19 protein-coding genes are annotated in these 17,952 nt (G+C 36.4%); all 19 read left to right on the forward strand.

The genetic code is table 11. From position 1 onward, the window contains the following. Positions 1 to 2: 2 nt before the first annotated feature. On the forward strand, positions 3 to 782 hold the full coding sequence (gene fliR / locus ACHABU_RS11025) for a flagellar biosynthetic protein FliR (protein ID WP_435764903.1): 780 nt from the start codon (positions 3 to 5) through the stop codon (positions 780 to 782). Between the two features lies 1 nt (position 783). Continuing rightward, complete coding sequence (flhB, locus tag ACHABU_RS11030; RefSeq protein WP_435764904.1) at positions 784 to 1,863, forward strand: flagellar biosynthesis protein FlhB; 1,080 nt, start codon at positions 784 to 786, stop codon at positions 1,861 to 1,863. A gap of 19 nt (positions 1,864 to 1,882) precedes the next feature. After that, positions 1,883 to 3,916, forward strand: a complete 2,034-nt coding sequence (flhA, locus tag ACHABU_RS11035) for a flagellar biosynthesis protein FlhA (protein WP_435764906.1) — start codon at positions 1,883 to 1,885, stop codon at positions 3,914 to 3,916. Beyond that, positions 3,913 to 5,025: a flagellar biosynthesis protein FlhF gene (flhF, locus tag ACHABU_RS11040; protein WP_435764907.1), complete on the forward strand. Its 1,113-nt coding sequence runs from the start codon at positions 3,913 to 3,915 to the stop codon at positions 5,023 to 5,025. The genes flhA and flhF overlap by 4 nt, the downstream gene beginning before the upstream one ends. Further along, a complete protein-coding gene (locus tag ACHABU_RS11045; protein WP_435764908.1) occupies positions 5,015 to 5,881 on the forward strand; it encodes a MinD/ParA family protein in 867 nt (288 codons plus the stop codon). Before flhF ends, ACHABU_RS11045 begins: the two co-directional genes overlap by 11 nt. A 5-nt stretch (positions 5,882 to 5,886) precedes the next feature. After that, positions 5,887 to 6,933 carry a protein-glutamate methylesterase/protein-glutamine glutaminase gene (locus ACHABU_RS11050; protein ID WP_435764909.1) on the forward strand — a complete coding sequence of 349 codons (1,047 nt, stop codon included), beginning with the start codon at positions 5,887 to 5,889 and terminating at the stop codon, positions 6,931 to 6,933. 49 nt (positions 6,934 to 6,982) lie between these two features. Then, a complete protein-coding gene (locus ACHABU_RS11055; protein ID WP_435764911.1) occupies positions 6,983 to 7,453 on the forward strand; it encodes a chemotaxis protein CheW in 471 nt (156 codons plus the stop codon). Between the two features lie 3 nt (positions 7,454 to 7,456). After that, positions 7,457 to 8,095, forward strand: coding sequence for a chemotaxis protein CheC (locus ACHABU_RS11060; RefSeq protein WP_435764913.1), 639 nt, complete (start codon positions 7,457 to 7,459; stop codon positions 8,093 to 8,095). After that, positions 8,088 to 8,585, forward strand: a complete 498-nt coding sequence (locus ACHABU_RS11065) for a chemotaxis protein CheD (RefSeq protein WP_435764914.1) — start codon at positions 8,088 to 8,090, stop codon at positions 8,583 to 8,585. Before ACHABU_RS11060 ends, ACHABU_RS11065 begins: the two co-directional genes overlap by 8 nt. 38 nt (positions 8,586 to 8,623) lie before the next feature. Next, positions 8,624 to 9,403: a FliA/WhiG family RNA polymerase sigma factor gene (locus ACHABU_RS11070; RefSeq protein ID WP_435764915.1), complete on the forward strand. Its 780-nt coding sequence runs from the start codon at positions 8,624 to 8,626 to the stop codon at positions 9,401 to 9,403. A 42-nt stretch (positions 9,404 to 9,445) separates the two neighbouring features. Beyond that, positions 9,446 to 10,816: a DUF342 domain-containing protein gene (locus tag ACHABU_RS11075; protein WP_435764917.1), complete on the forward strand. Its 1,371-nt coding sequence runs from the start codon at positions 9,446 to 9,448 to the stop codon at positions 10,814 to 10,816. 65 nt (positions 10,817 to 10,881) lie between these two features. Next, entirely contained in the window at positions 10,882 to 11,325 is a 444-nt protein-coding gene (locus tag ACHABU_RS11080) for a DUF6115 domain-containing protein (RefSeq protein ID WP_435764918.1), read from the forward strand. 192 nt (positions 11,326 to 11,517) lie between these two features. Further along, positions 11,518 to 12,285, forward strand: a complete 768-nt coding sequence (gene rpsB, locus ACHABU_RS11085) for a 30S ribosomal protein S2 (protein ID WP_435764919.1) — start codon at positions 11,518 to 11,520, stop codon at positions 12,283 to 12,285. A 95-nt stretch (positions 12,286 to 12,380) separates the two neighbouring features. Further along, complete coding sequence (gene tsf / locus ACHABU_RS11090) at positions 12,381 to 13,265, forward strand: translation elongation factor Ts (RefSeq protein ID WP_435764920.1); 885 nt, start codon at positions 12,381 to 12,383, stop codon at positions 13,263 to 13,265. Positions 13,266 to 13,384: 119 nt separating this feature from the next. Further along, entirely contained in the window at positions 13,385 to 14,107 is a 723-nt protein-coding gene (pyrH, locus tag ACHABU_RS11095; RefSeq protein WP_435764921.1) for a UMP kinase, read from the forward strand. Between the two features lie 2 nt (positions 14,108 to 14,109). Then, entirely contained in the window at positions 14,110 to 14,667 is a 558-nt protein-coding gene (gene frr / locus ACHABU_RS11100; RefSeq protein ID WP_435764923.1) for a ribosome recycling factor, read from the forward strand. A gap of 247 nt (positions 14,668 to 14,914) precedes the next feature. Beyond that, on the forward strand, positions 14,915 to 15,676 hold the full coding sequence (locus ACHABU_RS11105; RefSeq protein WP_435764925.1) for an isoprenyl transferase: 762 nt from the start codon (positions 14,915 to 14,917) through the stop codon (positions 15,674 to 15,676). Positions 15,677 to 15,691: 15 nt separating this feature from the next. Continuing rightward, positions 15,692 to 16,483 carry a phosphatidate cytidylyltransferase gene (locus ACHABU_RS11110; protein WP_435764926.1) on the forward strand — a complete coding sequence of 264 codons (792 nt, stop codon included), beginning with the start codon at positions 15,692 to 15,694 and terminating at the stop codon, positions 16,481 to 16,483. 158 nt (positions 16,484 to 16,641) lie between these two features. Then, the gene (gene rseP / locus ACHABU_RS11115) at positions 16,642 to 17,916 is read left to right on the forward strand and encodes an RIP metalloprotease RseP (protein ID WP_435764927.1); all 1,275 of its coding nucleotides are present in this window, start codon (positions 16,642 to 16,644) and stop codon (positions 17,914 to 17,916) included. The last annotated feature ends 36 nt before the right edge of the window (positions 17,917 to 17,952 follow it).

The following is a 17,952-nucleotide window of genomic DNA, read 5'->3' on the forward strand; positions in this document are numbered from 1 at the left end:
ACATGCTTGAATTAGTTAATATAAACAGTCTTCCAGTGTTTTTGCTCATTATGGTTCGCGTACTGGCGTTTTTTGTTACCATGCCATTATTTTCTTATCGTACAGTTCCGCTTCAGTTTAAAATAGGTTTCAGTTTCTTTTTGGCAATGATTATGTTTTATACAGTCGATTCTTCTGGAATAATTATTGATGAGATGTTTATATTCTTAATTGTAAAAGAAGCTCTCGTTGGGATGTTGATTGGCCTTATTGCATTTATTATTGTTTCTGCACTTCAGATTGCTGGTGGTTTTATAGATTTCCAAATGGGTTTTGCCATAGCAAACGTAATGGATCCTCAAACAGGCGCACAAAGTCCGTTAACAGGACAATATTTTAATATTATTGCCTTACTATTTCTATTAGCTGTGGATGGGCACCATTTAATCATCGATGGGATTTTCAATAGTTACCATTTTATTCCACTCGACTCCTTTATTCCGTTTGGGAATACTTCTATTGCTGATTTTGTTATAACAACATTTAATAATATGTTTTTAATAGCTTTTCAGATTTCTATTCCGATTGTTGGTTGTTTGTTTCTCGTGGATGTAGCGTTGGGAATTATTGCTAGAACAGTACCGCAAATGAATGTTTTTGTTGTGGGTTTGCCTTTGAAAATATTAGTCAGCTTTGTTGCAATTTTGGTATTTTTGCCATTATACATAACCCTGGTGCAAAGTCTTTTCAGTTCGATGTTTGAAGCTATGCGTGGTCTCATGCAGCTGTTTGGAGGTGCTTAACTTGCAATTGAAACTGGACTTACAATTCTTTGCAGGCGAGAAAACGGAAAAAGCCACTCCAAAGAAGCGATTGGATGAACGTAAAAAAGGAAAAGTTGCTAAAAGTCAGGATATTAATACTGCTATTCTATTATTGTTTTGTTTTATCGGGTTATTTGTTTTCGGAGGATACATGCTGGAACATATGACTGGATTCTACCAAAAGTCTTTCACTGAGTTTATTCATTGGAACGTAACTGAAGTATCTGTTCAACAGGTCTTTACAAGTGCAACAATTGAAGCAATAAAAATGCTCGCTCCAATTATGTTAATAGCAGTCGTAGCAGGAGTTGCTTCTAATTTAATGCAAATCGGATTTCTATTTACAACCGAACCTTTAAAGTTCGACTTGAAGAAAATTGATCCGATACAAGGAGCAAAAAGAATATTCTCTATACGTGCACTTGTAGAGCTTTTGAAATCATTGTTTAAAATAGTGTTTATTGGAGCAATAACTTTTACAGTAATATGGATATTCAAAGACGACATGTTGATGACAGCTTTTACCAATGCAGAAAATGCGTTAGGTTTTTTCGGTAGGGTTACCGGTATCATGGGAATCTCAGCAATCATTGCCCTGTTGTTTCTTTCTGTTTTTGATTATTCATATCAACGGTACGATTTTGAGAAAAACATGAAAATGTCAAAGCAGGATATAAAAGATGAATATAAAAATGTTGAAGGTGATCCTTTAATAAAATCCAAAATTAAAGAAAAGCAGAGACAAATGGCAACGAGAAGAATGATGAGTGAAGTCCCAAATGCTGATGTTGTAATAACAAACCCTACACATTATGCTGTCGCTATTAAATATGATGAAGCAAAAGCAAGCGCACCATACATTTTAGCAAAAGGAACAGATAAGACAGCATTGAAGATTAAAGAGATAGCAAAAGCAAATAATGTGATAACGATGGAAAACAGACCACTAGCTAGAGGGCTACATAGCGCCGCCGAAATCGGTGATGTGATTCCAGAGGAGTTCTTTAAAGCTGTTGCCGAGGTGCTTGCATATGTGTACCGATTAGAGAAAAAAGTTTGAGCAATAAGGAGAGACATTAATGAAAGCGCGGGATCTATCAGTTCTTTTAGCAGTAATTCTAGTAATCATCATGTTGGTCATTCCACTGCCCGGATGGCTATTAAGTTTTTTGATTTTAATTAATATTATTTTAGGGTTGATTGTTATATTGGTTTCTATGAACACGACAGAACCATTACAATTTTCAGTTTTTCCAACATTAATATTACTATTAACTTTATTTCGACTCGCGCTGAATGTTTCGACTACAAGATCCATCTTATCGGAAGCGGATGCAGGTGGCGTTGTAGATACGTTTGGAACTTTTGTAATAGGCGGAAACCCGCTTGTCGGATTTGTAGTATTTATTATTCTGGTTATTATTAACTTTCTAGTTATTACAAAGGGCTCCGAACGTGTATCCGAGGTTGCTGCACGCTTTTCTCTTGATGCAATGCCAGGGAAACAAATGAGTGTGGATGCAGATTTAAATGCAGGGCTGATTTCTGAAAAGCAAGCAAAAGAGAGAAGAGAAAAAGTCGAAAGAGAAGCTGATTTTCATGGTTCTATGGATGGTGCAAGTAAGTTTGTAAAAGGAGATGCAATTGCTGGCATTATTATTGTACTGATAAATATTATTTTTGGACTTATTATTGGTATGGTACAAATGGGCTTGTCATTTGAAGAAGCAATCAATACGTTTATGCGACTTACTGTGGGTGATGGACTTGTAAGTCAGATTCCGGCACTCCTGATTTCAACAGCTACAGGAATTGTAGTCACAAGGTCAGCTGGTTCAGGCAATTTAAGTTCAGAAGTGACAGATCAACTTTTGCAGTTTCCAAAACTTCTGTATATAGCTGCTGGGACAATATTTTTACTTGGATTTACACCAATTAATTTCTTTTTAACGACATTACTTGCGTCCATATTGGGTTTTAGTGCATATTTTATACAGAGAAAATCTAAAGAACCGGAAATTCCGGATATAGAGGAAGAAGATCAAACGGAAAGTTCAGCAATGAAATCGTCAGAAAATGTTGTCGGTTTATTAAATATGGACCCTATTGAATTTGAATTCGGATATGCACTTATTCCGTTAGCAGACACAAGTCAGGGCGGGGATTTATTGGATAGAATTATTATGATTCGGAGACAGCTGGCTATTGAATTAGGTATTGTCATTCCAGTTGTCCGAATAAGAGATAATATCCAACTTAACCCAAATGCATACCGTTTGAAAATTAAAGGGAATGAAGTCGCATCAGGAGAGCTAATGCTGGATCATTATTTAGCAATGGCACCTGATTTCAGTGACGATGAGATTGAAGGCATCGATACAAAGGAGCCTGCTTTCGGATTACCAGCAAAATGGATCAATGAGGAAAATAAAGACGAGGCTGAACTATCCGGATATACAGTAGTAGACCCACCTTCAGTTGTTTCCACGCATATTACGGAGATAATTAAGAAGAGTGCACATATATTGTTGGGCAGACAGGAAACAAAACAACTGATTGACCATGTGAAGGAAAGTTATCCTATTTTGATAGAAGAAGTAACACCGGAACCGTTGGCAATAGGAGATATTCAGAAAGTACTAGCAAAGCTATTAAGAGAGAGTATATCAATTAGAAATCTTCCTGTTATTTTTGAAACATTAGCAGACTTTTCAAAAATGACGAATGATACAGAGCTACTTGGGGAATACGTGAGACAAGCCCTGTCATCTCAAATAACCAAACAGTATGCTAATGAAGATATGTCACTTAAAGTAATCACAGTTTCAGGAAAAGTGGAGAAATTAATTGCTGAAAATATTCAGCAAACAGAACATGGGAATTATCTTTCTCTTGACCCTGAATCACAGCAGGAAATTATTAAAACGATTCATACAGAAGCTGAAAAACTTGCACTTCAAGAGGAATCTACGGTTTTACTTTGCTCGCCGGCTGTTAGAATGTATTTGAAACAATTGCTGGATCGTTTTCTACCACAAGTAATTGTTTTATCCTATAATGAGCTTGAGCCAAATGTACAAGTACAAAGTGTTGGGGTGGTGAATGTAGCGTGAAAATTAAAAAATATATTGCTCCATCAATGCCGGAAGCTATGAATCAGATTCGTAAAGAGCTTGGCTCAGATGCGGTTATTCTTAATTCGAAGGAAATTTTGCAAGGTGGCTTTCTTGGTTTTTTTAAGAAAAAAAACATAGAAGTTGTAGCTGCACTTGACCCACAGCCATTGGAAACAAAAATGAGCCCAAAACCTCCAGTAGGTTCAAAGATTAGTCGGCAAATGCAACCAAGTGGGAATCGGGAAGTACTTGAGGAAATTAAAAATTTAAAGAAATTAATGGCAGTTCAAACGAAACAGAGAGATCAAAAGTTTCTGCCAGAATTTCAGGTAGCGTATGAGCATCTACTCGATCAAGAAGTAGAAGTTGAGCTTGCCGAGGATATTATCCAATCCGTTATTAATCAGTTTGAGAATTCAAAGGAAGAACAAGACATGGGTCGTATCATGAACGGTATGACGACAATTATAGAAAATAAATTAAATGCGATTGGATTTCATGGTCTAGAATATGACAAGAAAGTAATCCAATTCGTAGGGCCAACAGGTGTTGGTAAAACAACTACGATTGCTAAAATAGCAGCAAAAATGATGCTTGAAGATCAAAAAAGGATTGCTTTTATTACTGCGGATACATACCGGATTGGTGCGGTAGAACAATTAAAAACCTATGCCCGTATACTAGATGTTCCATTGGAAGTAGCTTATACAATCGAAGACTACTATAGTGCAATTGAGAAATTCGCTTCTTTTGATTTCATTCTGGTTGATACTGCGGGCAGGAATTATCGGGATCAGAAGTATATAAATGAACTAAAAACGACAATTGATACGGAAATGATGAATACGTATCTTGTATTGTCTTTGACGACGAAGCAAAAAGATATCACGGAAATCTTTAATCAGTTTCAGCATCTTTCCATTCAAAATGTAATCTTAACAAAGTTGGATGAAACCACGCAATATGGGAGTATCCTAAATATTTCTTTAGGAAACCAAATTGGAATTGCTTGTATGACAAATGGTCAAGATGTACCGGAAGATTTGATGGAAGCTAAACCTGAAAAGATTAGTAGACTTGTAGTGGGTGAACAAAGTGAAATTTGATCAGGCAGAGGGTCTCAGACAGAAGCTAGACTATAAAAAGACACCAAAGCAGGCGAAAACGATATCCGTTATAAGCGGAAAAGGCGGTGTCGGTAAATCCAATTTCGCTTTAAATTTTTCCCTTCAATTGATAAGTAACGAGAAGAAGGTATTGCTTTTTGATCTAGATGTAGGCATGGGCAATATTGATATACTCATGGGAGTACGACCCCAAAAAACGATTATTGATTTGTTTGAAAGCCAATTGCAGGTTCATGATATTATTGAGACAGGGCCAAATGGTTTGTCCTATATCGCAGCTGGTTCCGGTTTAAGCCATTTTTTTAAGATGGAAGAAGCAGATAAATCTTATTTTTATGAACAATATAAGGAATTAGTTCAGAAATATGATTATATTCTTTTTGATATGGGTGCAGGGGTAACGAAAGAGGCTTTGTTTTTTATTTTAGCTTCGGATGAATGTATCGTTATAACGACACCTGAACCAACTTCAATTACCGATGCCTATGGAATGATAAAACATGTTATTAACAATCAGAGCAGCATGCCAATTTATATCGTAATGAATCGTTCACTCGGTCATCAGGAGGGTCTCCGTGCACTCCATCACTTTAAAGAGGTAGTCGCAAAGTTTCTACATGTTCAAATCAGTTCAATGGGAATCATACCAGATGATAAAACAGTGACACAGGCCGTAATCAAACAAGTGCCATATACGCTATTCAATAATAAATCAAAAGCAGCACAGGCAATCCAGGAAATCACATCCAATTACCTGAAGAATTCAAATGAAATTAACAGACCATCATCCTCTTCTACATTTATAGAGAAATTAAAACGATTGATCGAGAGGTGAATGAAATGCAACCGGTTCGGGCTATAGTTATCGATGATTCAGCTTTTATGAGAAAGATGATTACCGACATCCTGAATAGTGATCCAAGGATTCAAGTAATATCCACCGCTCGAAATGGAGAAGAAGGAATCAAGCAGATAAAGCAACTGTGCCCGGACGTAGTAACGTTAGATGTTCATATGCCGGTAATGGATGGTATGAACGCTCTGCAGGAAATTATGAAAAGTCATCCTGTACCAGTTGTGCTGCTTTCAAGTGTCACGAAAGATGGAACAATCAAAACAATGGAGGCAATATCGAATGGTGCGGTTGACTTTATTCCGAAACCCTCGGGGGCAATTTCATTAGATATTCGAACGATTGAGGAAGAAATTCGCTCAAAGGTGTTTGCGGCTTCTCATGTAAATTTAGATAGGAATACACGAAGCAACAAGTCATCTCAAAAGCGAGTGTCACTAGATAGAAAATGTTTTGATAAAACGGTCATAACGATTGGAACGTCTACCGGAGGCCCAAGAGCGCTTCAACAGGTTCTGAAAAATTTACCGGAAATTTTTACCGCACCGATTTTAATTGTCCAGCATATGCCAGCCGGTTTTACAAAATCATTGGCGGAACGATTGAACAGACTAAGTCCCATCTATGTTAAAGAAGCTGTTCATGGTGAAATAATCGAAAATGGAACTGCATATATAGCACCTGGTGATCATCATATGACAGTTAGGAAGATAGGAACAACGATTGCAATCTATTTAACGAAAGATGCGCCGGTTAAGGGACATCGACCTGCTGTTAATGTCTTGTTTCATTCCATTGCACAACTAAAGCAAATTAATAAAATTGCTGTTGTTCTTACAGGTATGGGAAATGACGGCACGGAAGGAATTGTAGAATTAAAAGGGTTAAATTCTAAAACCATCACTATTGCTGAGAATGAAGCAACTTCTATCGTATACGGGATGCCAAAATCGGCAGTTCAGACAGGATTTGTGGATTATCATCTGCCCCTAAATGAAATTCCAAATTTACTTATTACGTTGACAAAAAAATGAAACGTACTTTAAGGATACATAAGCAACGAAGAATAAGGAGGAGATTAACATGGAAAACGGAACATCAGTGACTAGAAAAATGATTATATTTCAACTCGAAGACGAGGAATATGCAATACCGGTAAATCATATTGGATCCATTGAAAGACTACTGCCAATTACCCGGGTTCCTCAGACTGCCCCATTTGTAAAGGGAGTTATTAATCTGCGTGGTGTCGTCATTCCTGTTATTGACCTTCGATTAAGATTTCAGATGAAAGAGGCTGTACTTAATGACAATAAACGAATCATTATTGCATTGATAAACGAAATGGAAGTAGGATTAATTGTGGATTCGGCAAATGATGTGATCGATATTCGAGAAGACCAGATTGAATCTCCACCAGCGGTTATTGGCACTATTGATGCAGACTATATAGATGGTATCGCTAAAATAGACAACCGTTTGTTCATACTTCTCAATCTACTTACCGTTCTCTCTTTCGAAGAGCTGGATAAAATAAAGTTATTGGAAGTTTAATAGATGGAATTTATTAATTTAAGCAGTGCGCAAAAGGATGTACTCAGGGAGATTGGCAATATAGGGGCAGGGAATGCAGCAACCTCTCTTTCAATGTTACTTAATAAAAAAATTGAAATGAAAGTCCCTTCTGTAAGTATCGTGAGTTATGATGAATTAATGGAGTTAATCGGAGGACCTGAGGAAACAATTGTCGGATTAATGTTCCGAATTAAGGGGGAAGCACCAGGAACCGTTTATTTATTATTAAAAGTGGAAGAAGCAGAATACCTGGTAAGAGAACTTACCAGAGATCCGGAGTTTTCATTGTTAAATAATGAACAGAATAATGAAATGGCTATCTCTGCTTTGCATGAGATAGGTAATATTGTAACCGGATCCTATTTAACTGCTTTATCTGACTTCACTAATATAAATATGCAACCGTCTATTCCGTATTTGGGTATAGATATGGTTGGTGCTATTCTAACTGTTGGACTATTGGAATTATCACAAGTAACCGATTATGCAATTATTATTGACACAGAAATCAATCCAAATAATGAATCAAACGAAGGCATTAAAGGGAATTTCTTTTTATTACCAGACCCGGATTCAGTAACTAAAATTTTTACAGCGCTAGGAATCAATTACGATGAATGAGACGAGTATGGTTGTTAAAGTAGGTATTGCAGATTTAAATATAGTCAAAGCTCCAGATACCATTCGAACCTCTGGCCTTGGTTCATGTGTAGGTGTTGTCATCTATGATTCTTCAAAAAAAATTGCAGGATTATCACATGTATTACTACCTGATTCAAAAGCTGCCAAGCAGGTAAAGATAAACGAGCATAAATATGCAGACACTGCAATCCCTTGTCTCATAAGATTACTACTTGAGAATGGTGCGAGGAAATATACATTAAAAGCCAAAATTGCTGGGGGTGCCCAGATGTTCCAATTCACCTCTGCTTCTGATATTATGCGAATTGGTCAAAGAAATGCAGAAGCAGTTAAACAAAAATTGCATGAACTTCAAGTGCCTATAATTGCAACGGATATAGGTGGGAATGTTGGAAGGACGATTGAATTTGATCCAGTTACGTGTAAGTTAAGTATACGGAAAATAAATAAAGAAACGTTTTTAATCTAATCTACTATATTATTAAAATGGAGGGGGAGTACAACTAAATGAATTCAAAGAATTCTCCTCTTGAACAAGAGTTATGGAATGATTGGATAACAAACAAAAGTGGAGAAGCTGCAAATGAACTAATCTCAAATTATATGTATCTTGTCAATTTTCATACCGAGCGGATTTCAAGTCATCTTCCAAGTAATGTCAGTAGGGATGATATTAAAAGTTTCGGCCTTTTAGGACTTTATGATGCTTTAAAGAAATTTGATCCTAGCCGCGATCTGAAATTTGATACGTATGCATCCTTTCGAATAAAAGGATCCATCATTGATGGACTTCGTAAAGAAGATTGGCTTCCTAGATCAATCAGAGAAAAGACGAAGAAAGTAGAACAGGCAGCAGAAAGCTTTGAACAAATGAATCAAAGGGCAGCAACTGCTGGTGACATTGCTGCAATAACAGGCATGACAGCAGAGGAAGTGGAAACAACCATTAAGGATTCCCTTTTTGGAAATATTCTCTCCATCGAGGAAAAACCCAATGGGAGTAGGAATGAACTGAAAGAAGGAATTGGTTATTCCATTCCAGATGATTCAGCTGTCATGCCGGACAGGAATATCTTGCAGAATGAAATAAAAGGAGAGCTTATGGAGGGAATAAAGTCATTAAACGAAAAAGAGCAGCTCGTAATCAGTCTTTTCTATAATGAAGAGTTAACATTTACAGAAATTGGACAAATTATTGGTTTAACCACTTCAAGAATTTCTCAAATACACAAGAGATCGCTTTTTAAATTAAGAAAATCATTAAGTAAAATGCAGGTTTTATACTAAATATTGGGGATAGAAATAGATTAATCCCAAAGGGGAAATAGTATGATTCAGCTAGCGGATTATTTTCATATTCAAGTATCATCCGATAAAATGTCTGCTCAACTACTTTGTAACGATAACTATATAAATCAAGAACTGGAAATAGACGAATCATCAATCCGTCGTTTTTTGGATGCCAATCATATTTTGTATGGTATTGACCAGGCGTCTGTTAATCAAATTATTTCCGGTGTCTCTGAGGCAAGCTTTCCAATACAAATTGCGAAAGGTCTGCCTGTAATAAACGGAGAAGATGGTCAAATTAAGTATGAGCTAAATTTGGATACGAAATACGAGAGAACTGAGGATTGGGATTTTCGGGATGTAATGCGAATACCAAATGTAATCAAAGGAGAGAAACTGGCTACATTGTACAATCCAACTATTGGCGTAGAAGGAATCAATGTAAGCGGTGCCGTCGTATTGCCAAAACCTGGGAATCCAATTAGCGTTAAAGCTGGTAACAATGTTGTTTATAATGAAGAAAACATGTCATTTTATGCTGCTGTAAATGGTCAAATTAGTATAATAGGAAGGTATATTCATGTTTACCCAGTTTATGAGGTTAAAGAAACTTTATCAATGAAAACTGGTAATTTGAACTTTGTAGGTACAATTATTATTCATGGAGACGTACCAACTGGGTTTCAAGTTCAAGCGGAAGGTGATATAAAAATATATGGTATGGTTGAAGCGGGAGTAATAACTGCCGGTGGATCGGTCTATGTTTCGGAGGGAATGTCCGGACAAGGCAGTGGATTCATAAAAGCCAGGGAGAATATTACGATAGGATATATTAACCAAGGGATCGTGCATGCAGAGAATGATTTATATGTAGAGAATTCGATTTTACATAGTGAATGTGTGGCGGAGGGACATGTTTATTGCCAAAAAGGAAATATCATTGGTGGAACTTTATCTGTCGGTAAATCGATTGAGGCAAAAGATATTGGTAATCGCTTAAGCACAAAAACAGAAATTATATTTGGTATGAATAAAACTTTCTCGGATAAAGAAGATGAATTAATTGCAAGACAAAACGAACTGACAGATAAACTGCAAAAAATCAAGCTTATTGGCAGTAAACTTCATGAACACGATACTTCTAACCCAAAACTGCGAATATCCATCCTTCGCCAAAAAAATTCGGTAAAAAAGACAGAGGAGCAATTAAGAACCATTGAGGATATGTTACTAAGAATTAATTCAAAAATAGATAGTGAACAAGATGCATATTTGATTGTTCGAAATTTCATTCACCCAAATACCATTATCGCTTTTGCCAAGTATAAAAAGAACATAAATACCAATTATCACTATGTGAAAATAAATTTAGTGCATAACGAGATAATGATTCACCCTTTATTTGACTAAAATATAAAGAGGGTGAAGGACGGATCCTTACATGCCTGTTAGATAAACGGAAAAGGAGAATTACGATGGTGTCTTTCCTATTAATAATCAGCTTCTTATTGCATTTGGCTGCACTAGGAGCAATATATAAATTGTTTCAGCAGATTCAAACTTTAAAGTCGCAGGATACGAAAGAAATAGAAGGTTTATTTGAGGCTTACTTACAGGAAATCAAGGAAGAAAATAGTCGTTTACAGGCACAGTTGAAAGCGAATCAGAAGAATAAATCCAGTATAACCGCTAAGAAGCAGCAAGGGCCTGAGCAAGAATCACAACCAGCTCATTGGTTGGAAGGTGATATGGAACAGCTACTTTCTCCAGTTGAAGCGGATACACTTGAAGCTTCGTTAGAATCTAAAGTTCTTCAGATGCATAGCGAAGGTTTGGCTATTGGAGATATCGCACGCAATTTGGACTGTGGAAAAACAGAAGTAGAAATAATACTTAAATTACATAAAAAAAATAATTGAAATGCTTGATTACAAGGTAACGTTATGGTATAGTAACTTTTGGTGTAATTACTCTGTTTATCTTATGGATTGAACAAGTTAATAAAAATACACACGTTTAGTGATTTGTATATTCGGTGCTGTCTAAATAGACCAGTCTTTATACGAAAATGACCTGAACGGAGGAATAAAAACCACTAGGAGGAATTTATTATGGGAGCTATATCAATGAAGCAATTGCTAGAAGCTGGTGTACATTTTGGACATCAGACACGCCGTTGGAACCCGAAGATGAAAAAGTACATCTTTACGGAACGTAATGGTATTTATATCATCGACCTACAAAAAACGGTTAAGAAGGTTGATGAAGCATACAACTATGTAAAAGAAATCGCAGCAAACGGCGGTACAGTTCTTTTCGTAGGTACTAAAAAACAAGCACAGGATTCAGTACGTGACGAAGCGATTCGTTCAGGTATGTACTATGTAAACCAACGTTGGTTGGGTGGTACACTTACTAATTTCCAAACAATCCGCAAACGTATCAATCGATTAAAATCCATTGAAAAAATGGAAGAAGATGGTACATTTGAAGTATTACCTAAAAAAGAAGTTGTTAATTTAAACAAAGAAAAAGATCGTTTAGTTAAATTCCTTGGTGGAATTAAAGAAATGACTAAAATTCCAGATGCTTTATTTGTTGTAGACCCTCGTAAAGAGCGTATCGCAATTGCTGAAGCACACAAATTAAATATTCCTATCATCGGTATTGTAGATACAAACTGTGATCCTGATGAGATCGACTATGTTATCCCTGCAAACGACGATGCTATTCGTGCTGTTAAACTTTTGACTTCAAAAATGGCAGATGCTATTTTAGAAGTGAAACAGGAAGAAGAAACGGAAGAAGTAGAAGTACAAGCAGAAGAATCTTCTGAAGAAACTACTACGGAAGCTACTACGGAATCAACTCAAGAATAATTTTAAAAAAGGAGGGTGATAAGAGGATATGAACCTTTTATCACCTTTTTTAAAGAAAAAAATATATTGCTTAACTATTAAAAGGAGGATCTCTCATGGCTATTACTGCTCAAATGGTTAAAGAATTACGTGAAAAAACTGGTGCTGGGATGATGGATTGTAAAAAAGCACTTCAGGAAACGGATGGTAACATCGATGCTGCTATTGACTTTCTTCGTGAAAAAGGGATTGCTAATGCTGCTAAAAAAGCAGACCGAATTGCAGCTGAGGGTTTAACGCACGTAGAAATTGTTGGTAATAAAGCAGCAATTATTGAAGTGAACTGTGAAACTGACTTCGTTACAAAAAATGACCAATTCAAAAAATTATTAACGGACTTAGGTCAACATGTTGTTACGCAACAGTCAGAAAGTGTTGAAGAAGCTTTACAACAAAAAATGAATGGTGAAGGAGAGACTGTTGAAACAGTTATCAATTCAGTTGTATCAACAATTGGAGAGAAAATCTCACTTCGTCGTTTCGCTACAATGGAAAAAGGCGATAATGATTCATTCGGTGCTTATCTGCACATGGGTGGTCGTATTGGTGTATTATCATTACTTGAAGGAACTACGGACGAGCAAATAGGGAAAGACATTTCCATGCACGTTGCAGCTGTAAACCCTCGTTATGTATCTCGTGATGCAGTATCTGAAGAAGAAGTAAATCATGAACGTGAAGTATTGAAGTCACAAGCTCTAAATGAAGGGAAACCTGAGAAAATTGTTGAAAAAATGGTTGAAGGCCGTTTAGGGAAATTCTTCGAAGAAATCGTTCTTTTAGAACAGAGCTTTGTTAAAGACCCAGATCAAAAAGTTAAAAAATATGTGGCTGATAAAGGTGCTTCTGTTAAAGCATTTGTACGTTATGAAGTAGGCGAAGGAATGGAAAAACGTGAAGAAAACTTTGCTGAAGAAGTTATGAGTCAAATTAAAAAATAAGGTATTCAACCTGGAATAGGGAACATTTACTTGTTCCCTATTTTATAACGATTTTAATAAAATCTAAATCTCTGTATACAGCAAATGACAAAAAATATTAAATTTCTATGGAGGTTAATATGACAACAGCACGGTACCGTAGAATTGTGTTAAAATTAAGTGGAGAAGCTTTAAGTGGTGATCAAGGTTATGGTATAGACCCTAAAGTAATTCACTCCATCGCCCAACAAGTAAAAGAAGTAGCCGAATTAGGTGTTGAAGTAGCTATCGTTGTTGGTGGAGGAAATATATGGCGAGGAAAAGTCGGAAGTGAAATGGGAATGGATCGTGCATCAGCAGACTACATGGGTATGCTTGCTACGATTATGAATTCACTTGCACTACAAGATGGTCTGGAGACAGTTGGAATACAAACTAGAGTGCAGACATCAATCGAAATGCGTCAGGTTGCTGAACCATACATAAGGAGAAAAGCAATTCGTCATTTAGAGAAAAAGCGTGTTGTCATTTTCGCAGCCGGTACAGGGAATCCTTATTTTTCAACGGATACTACAGCAGCATTAAGAGCTGCAGAAATTGAAGCGGAAGTCATTTTGATGGCTAAAAATAATGTTGATGGTGTGTATACGGATGATCCAAAGTTAAACAAAGACGCGAAGAAGTATGAGACCCTGACTTACATGGAAATGCTTAACGAAGATCTTGGGGTGATGGATTCAACTGCATCTTCTTTATGCATGGATAATGATATCCCATTAATTGTATTTTCGATTACAGAAGAAGGCAATATTAAAAGAGTTGTCGAAGGGGAAACAATCGGCACAACAATAAGGGGGAAATAAAGATGTCAGAAGCGATTATGAAGCAGTTGGAAGAAAAAATGGAACAAGCAATACAGGCATTTTCAAAAAGTTTAGCATCTGTAAGAGCAGGCAGAGCAAATCCAAGTCTTTTGAATAGCATCTACGTCGATTATTATGGTGCATCTACTCCATTAAACCAATTGGCAACTATTGGTGCTCCGGAAGCTAGGCTACTAACGATTACACCTTACGATAAAACGGTACTTTCAGATATTGAAAGAGCTATCCAAATTGCTAATCTTGGAGTGTCACCATCGAATGATGGCAATATCATCCGACTCAATATTCCTGCTTTAACGGAGGAAAGACGTAAGGATCTAGTTAAAGTAGTAGGGAAATATTCTGAAGAAGCTCGCATCCAAGTTCGTAATATTCGTCGGGATACGAATGACAATTTAAAAAAATTGGAAAAAAGTGGCGATATCACAGAAGATGATTTACGTGGTTTCCAGGATGACGTACAAAAATCAACCAATGATCATATTTCACAGATTGACGAAATTGCGAAAAATAAAGAAAAAGAAATATTAGAAGTATAAGTATAAAATTTGACCATTTAAAGACTTTTTACATTGCTTTATACATTATTTGTATCCGTGGTTCATATATTGCAGAGTAAGATGCAAAAGTCCTCTTATTAAAGGGGGCTTTTGTATTCTGATGTAATAATCGTTATAATGGAAAAGTGTAGTATAAATTAACCTGTGGGAATAAGCTATCAATTCCTTGCAATCAAAGAATTGCGTTTAAAAGATTTTAGGTCAACAACATTTCGGGGGACAGACTATGTCGAGGAAAATTCCTTTTTTTAATACAAAAAAAACTAAAGAAATTGAAACGGAAACAGAGGGTATTGCTCCAAAACACGTAGCAATTATTATGGATGGAAATGGACGTTGGGCACAAAAGCGTGGTCTGCCACGAATTGCAGGGCATAAGGAAGGTGTTACTGCTGTAAATAAAATTGTCAAAGCGGCGGTGAAATCCAACGTAAAAATTCTTACTCTGTATACCTTTTCCACTGAAAATTGGAAAAGACCGAAGCCTGAAATCGATTTTATAATGAGATTACCTAAAGAATTTCTACATATTTATTTGCCGGAACTGATTTCCAATAATGTAAGAATAGATACAATTGGTGATTTTGATGCGCTTCCGGATTACACGAAAGAAGCAGTTCAGTATGCCGTTGATAAAACAAAAAATAATGACGGTCTTTTATTGAACTTTGCTTTAAACTATGGCAGCAGACTGGAAATCGTTCATGCTGTTAAGCAAATTATAAATGATATCGATGAATCAAAACTATCAATTGATTCGTTGGACGGTAACCAGTTTTCTAAATATTTATTTACAAATGGTTTATCTGATCCCGATCTGCTTATTCGAACCGGTGGTGAACAAAGGTTAAGTAATTTTATGTTGTGGCAGCTGGCGTATACAGAGTTTTGTTTCTCGGATGTGTTGTGGCCTGACTTCAATGAAACTAACTTTAAAAATGCACTTGAAGATTATAAACAGCGGAAAAGAAGGTATGGAGGTATTTAAGGTGATGAATGGCATATGAAACAACGAACGATAACAGCACTCCTTGCATTAATTGTACTCTTGCCCTTCGTTATTATGGGTGGCCTTCCATTTACCCTCTTGGTTTATGTAATTGCTACCATAGGGCTATTGGAATTAATTAAAATGAGAAATTTAGGGAAGTATGTGACACCAAATATTTTGGTTCTAATTTTATTATGGTTGATTTTGATCCCAAGTTCTTCTCCAATTTTGTCTACTAGCTGGTTTACCAAATTCGAAATGATAGCCCTCATTACTCTTCTGTTGTTGGCATATACAGTACTGGTCAAAAATAAATTTACTTTTGACCATGTAGGGTTTATCCTTTTGTCAGCCTTCTATGTTGGCCTTGGATTTTTTTACCTGATTGAGACCCGGGATGGAACCAATGCATTAAGTAACATCCTTTATGCATTTTTCATCATATGGGCAACAGATACAGGAGCATATCTTTTTGGGCGTGCATATGGGAAAAGAAAATTATGGCCTACAATCAGTCCTAATAAAACAGTTGAGGGTGCAATCGGTGGAATTGTGCTTGCATGCGTAGTTGCGGTGATTTTTCACTGGGTAACTCCATTTCCACACTCCTATATTATTGTTATTGGTGTTACTATTGTTGCGTCCATTTTTGGACAAGTTGGTGACCTTGTAGAATCTGCTTTGAAACGTAATTATGGTGTGAAGGATTCAGGGAAACTTTTACCGGGTCATGGTGGAATATTGGATAGGTTTGATAGTTTATTATTCGTTCTTCCTTTACTCCATTTTATCCATTTCATATAAGTGTAGTAATTGTTCATTTACCAATATATAAATAAAACTTGAACATATCAACATAAACAGGTTAAAATTATCTAAAGCTAGAATATTTTTTAGGAGTACCTGTTTACGTTTTTAGATAAAAAATAATACCCTGCTCCAATAAAAGGAAGGTGCTTCTATTGACCACTGTAATAGCATTTATTTTCATGTTTGGATTGCTGGTTTTTATTCATGAATGGGGCCATATGATATTTGCCAAACGTGCGGGCATGCTTGTACGCGAGTTTGCAATTGGATTTGGACCGAAAATTTTCTCATTTACAAGAAACGAAACATTATACACGATACGTCTTATTCCAGCAGGTGGATATGTTCGTGTTGCGGGTGAAGACCCTGAGATTATTGAATTAAAACCGGGACATCATATCGGTCTTGAATTCAACGATGAGGGTAAAGTTTCCAAAATTATTGTTAATAATAAATCCAAACATCCAAATGCCAGAGTCATTGAAGTAGAACATGCTGATCTTGATCACAAGCTTATTATCGATGGGTATGAAATCGATGATGAGGATACAAGACTGCGGTTTGAAATAGATCGTAAAGCATTTTTCATAATGGATGAGCGGGAAACCCAAATTGCACCTTATGATCGTCAATTCGCCTCTAAAACTGTCGGACAACGAGCAATGCAGTTATTTGCAGGGCCGATGATGAACTTCATATTGGCAATATTCATCTTTATCATCATTGGATTGGTTCAAGGAGTACCTGTGGAAGAAGCGAAATTGGGAGAAATATTACCGGATACGCCTGCAGAAGAAGCTGGGTTCCAACCAGATGACGTCATTGTGCAAATTGAAGATAATTCCGTTTCGACATGGGAAGAATTTACTTCCATTGTTAGAGAAAATCCCGGACAAGAATTAGATATGGTAATTTTACGAAATGATGCAGAAGAATCTATAACGGTGGTTCCTAATGAAGCAGAAGCTGTAGATCAAACAGGTGAACCTGTCTCGATTGGACAAATCGGTGTATATCAAGGGTTTGAGAAATCAATTCTGGGGACTTTCTCATATGGATTCGAACAAACATATGAAACAACTAAAATGATCTTAACGAATTTAATGATGCTTGTTACTGGTCAAGTCTCGATTGAAATGTTGTCGGGTCCAGTTGGTATTTATGACGCTACAGATCAAGTAGTGCAAACAGGATTTATGAATTTAATGCTCTGGACAGCCATGTTAAGCATTAACTTAGGGATAATTAATTTAGTACCACTCCCGGCACTTGATGGTGGAAGACTATTATTTGTTGGAATAGAAACAGTTCGTGGAAAACCAATTGCTCCTGAAAAAGAAGGTATCTTCCATTTCGTTGGATTTGCATTTTTAATGCTTCTAATGCTTGTAGTTACATGGAATGATATTCAACGATTATTCTTATAAGTATTATACGTTTCAATGTAAGCTATGCCCTTGTCT

The organism is Oceanobacillus sp. CF4.6, assembly GCF_051262635.1.
In the GTDB taxonomy this organism is placed as follows: Bacteria; Bacillota; Bacilli; order Bacillales; family Amphibacillaceae; genus Oceanobacillus.

Coding starts and splice junctions, on each gene's coding strand:
- fliR (WP_435764903.1), top strand. CDS start 3: ATGCTTGAATTAGTTAATATAAACAGTCTTCCAGTGTTTTTGCTCATT.
- flhA (WP_435764906.1), top strand. CDS start 1,883: ATGAAAGCGCGGGATCTATCAGTTCTTTTAGCAGTAATTCTAGTAATC.
- ACHABU_RS11050 (WP_435764909.1), top strand. CDS start 5,887: ATGCAACCGGTTCGGGCTATAGTTATCGATGATTCAGCTTTTATGAGA.
- ACHABU_RS11055 (WP_435764911.1), top strand. CDS start 6,983: ATGGAAAACGGAACATCAGTGACTAGAAAAATGATTATATTTCAACTC.
- ACHABU_RS11060 (WP_435764913.1), top strand. CDS start 7,457: ATGGAATTTATTAATTTAAGCAGTGCGCAAAAGGATGTACTCAGGGAG.
- ACHABU_RS11065 (WP_435764914.1), top strand. CDS start 8,088: ATGAATGAGACGAGTATGGTTGTTAAAGTAGGTATTGCAGATTTAAAT.
- ACHABU_RS11070 (WP_435764915.1), top strand. CDS start 8,624: ATGAATTCAAAGAATTCTCCTCTTGAACAAGAGTTATGGAATGATTGG.
- ACHABU_RS11075 (WP_435764917.1), top strand. CDS start 9,446: ATGATTCAGCTAGCGGATTATTTTCATATTCAAGTATCATCCGATAAA.
- ACHABU_RS11080 (WP_435764918.1), top strand. CDS start 10,882: ATGGTGTCTTTCCTATTAATAATCAGCTTCTTATTGCATTTGGCTGCA.
- rpsB (WP_435764919.1), top strand. CDS start 11,518: ATGGGAGCTATATCAATGAAGCAATTGCTAGAAGCTGGTGTACATTTT.
- tsf (WP_435764920.1), top strand. CDS start 12,381: ATGGCTATTACTGCTCAAATGGTTAAAGAATTACGTGAAAAAACTGGT.
- pyrH (WP_435764921.1), top strand. CDS start 13,385: ATGACAACAGCACGGTACCGTAGAATTGTGTTAAAATTAAGTGGAGAA.
- frr (WP_435764923.1), top strand. CDS start 14,110: ATGTCAGAAGCGATTATGAAGCAGTTGGAAGAAAAAATGGAACAAGCA.
- ACHABU_RS11105 (WP_435764925.1), top strand. CDS start 14,915: ATGTCGAGGAAAATTCCTTTTTTTAATACAAAAAAAACTAAAGAAATT.
- ACHABU_RS11110 (WP_435764926.1), top strand. CDS start 15,692: ATGAAACAACGAACGATAACAGCACTCCTTGCATTAATTGTACTCTTG.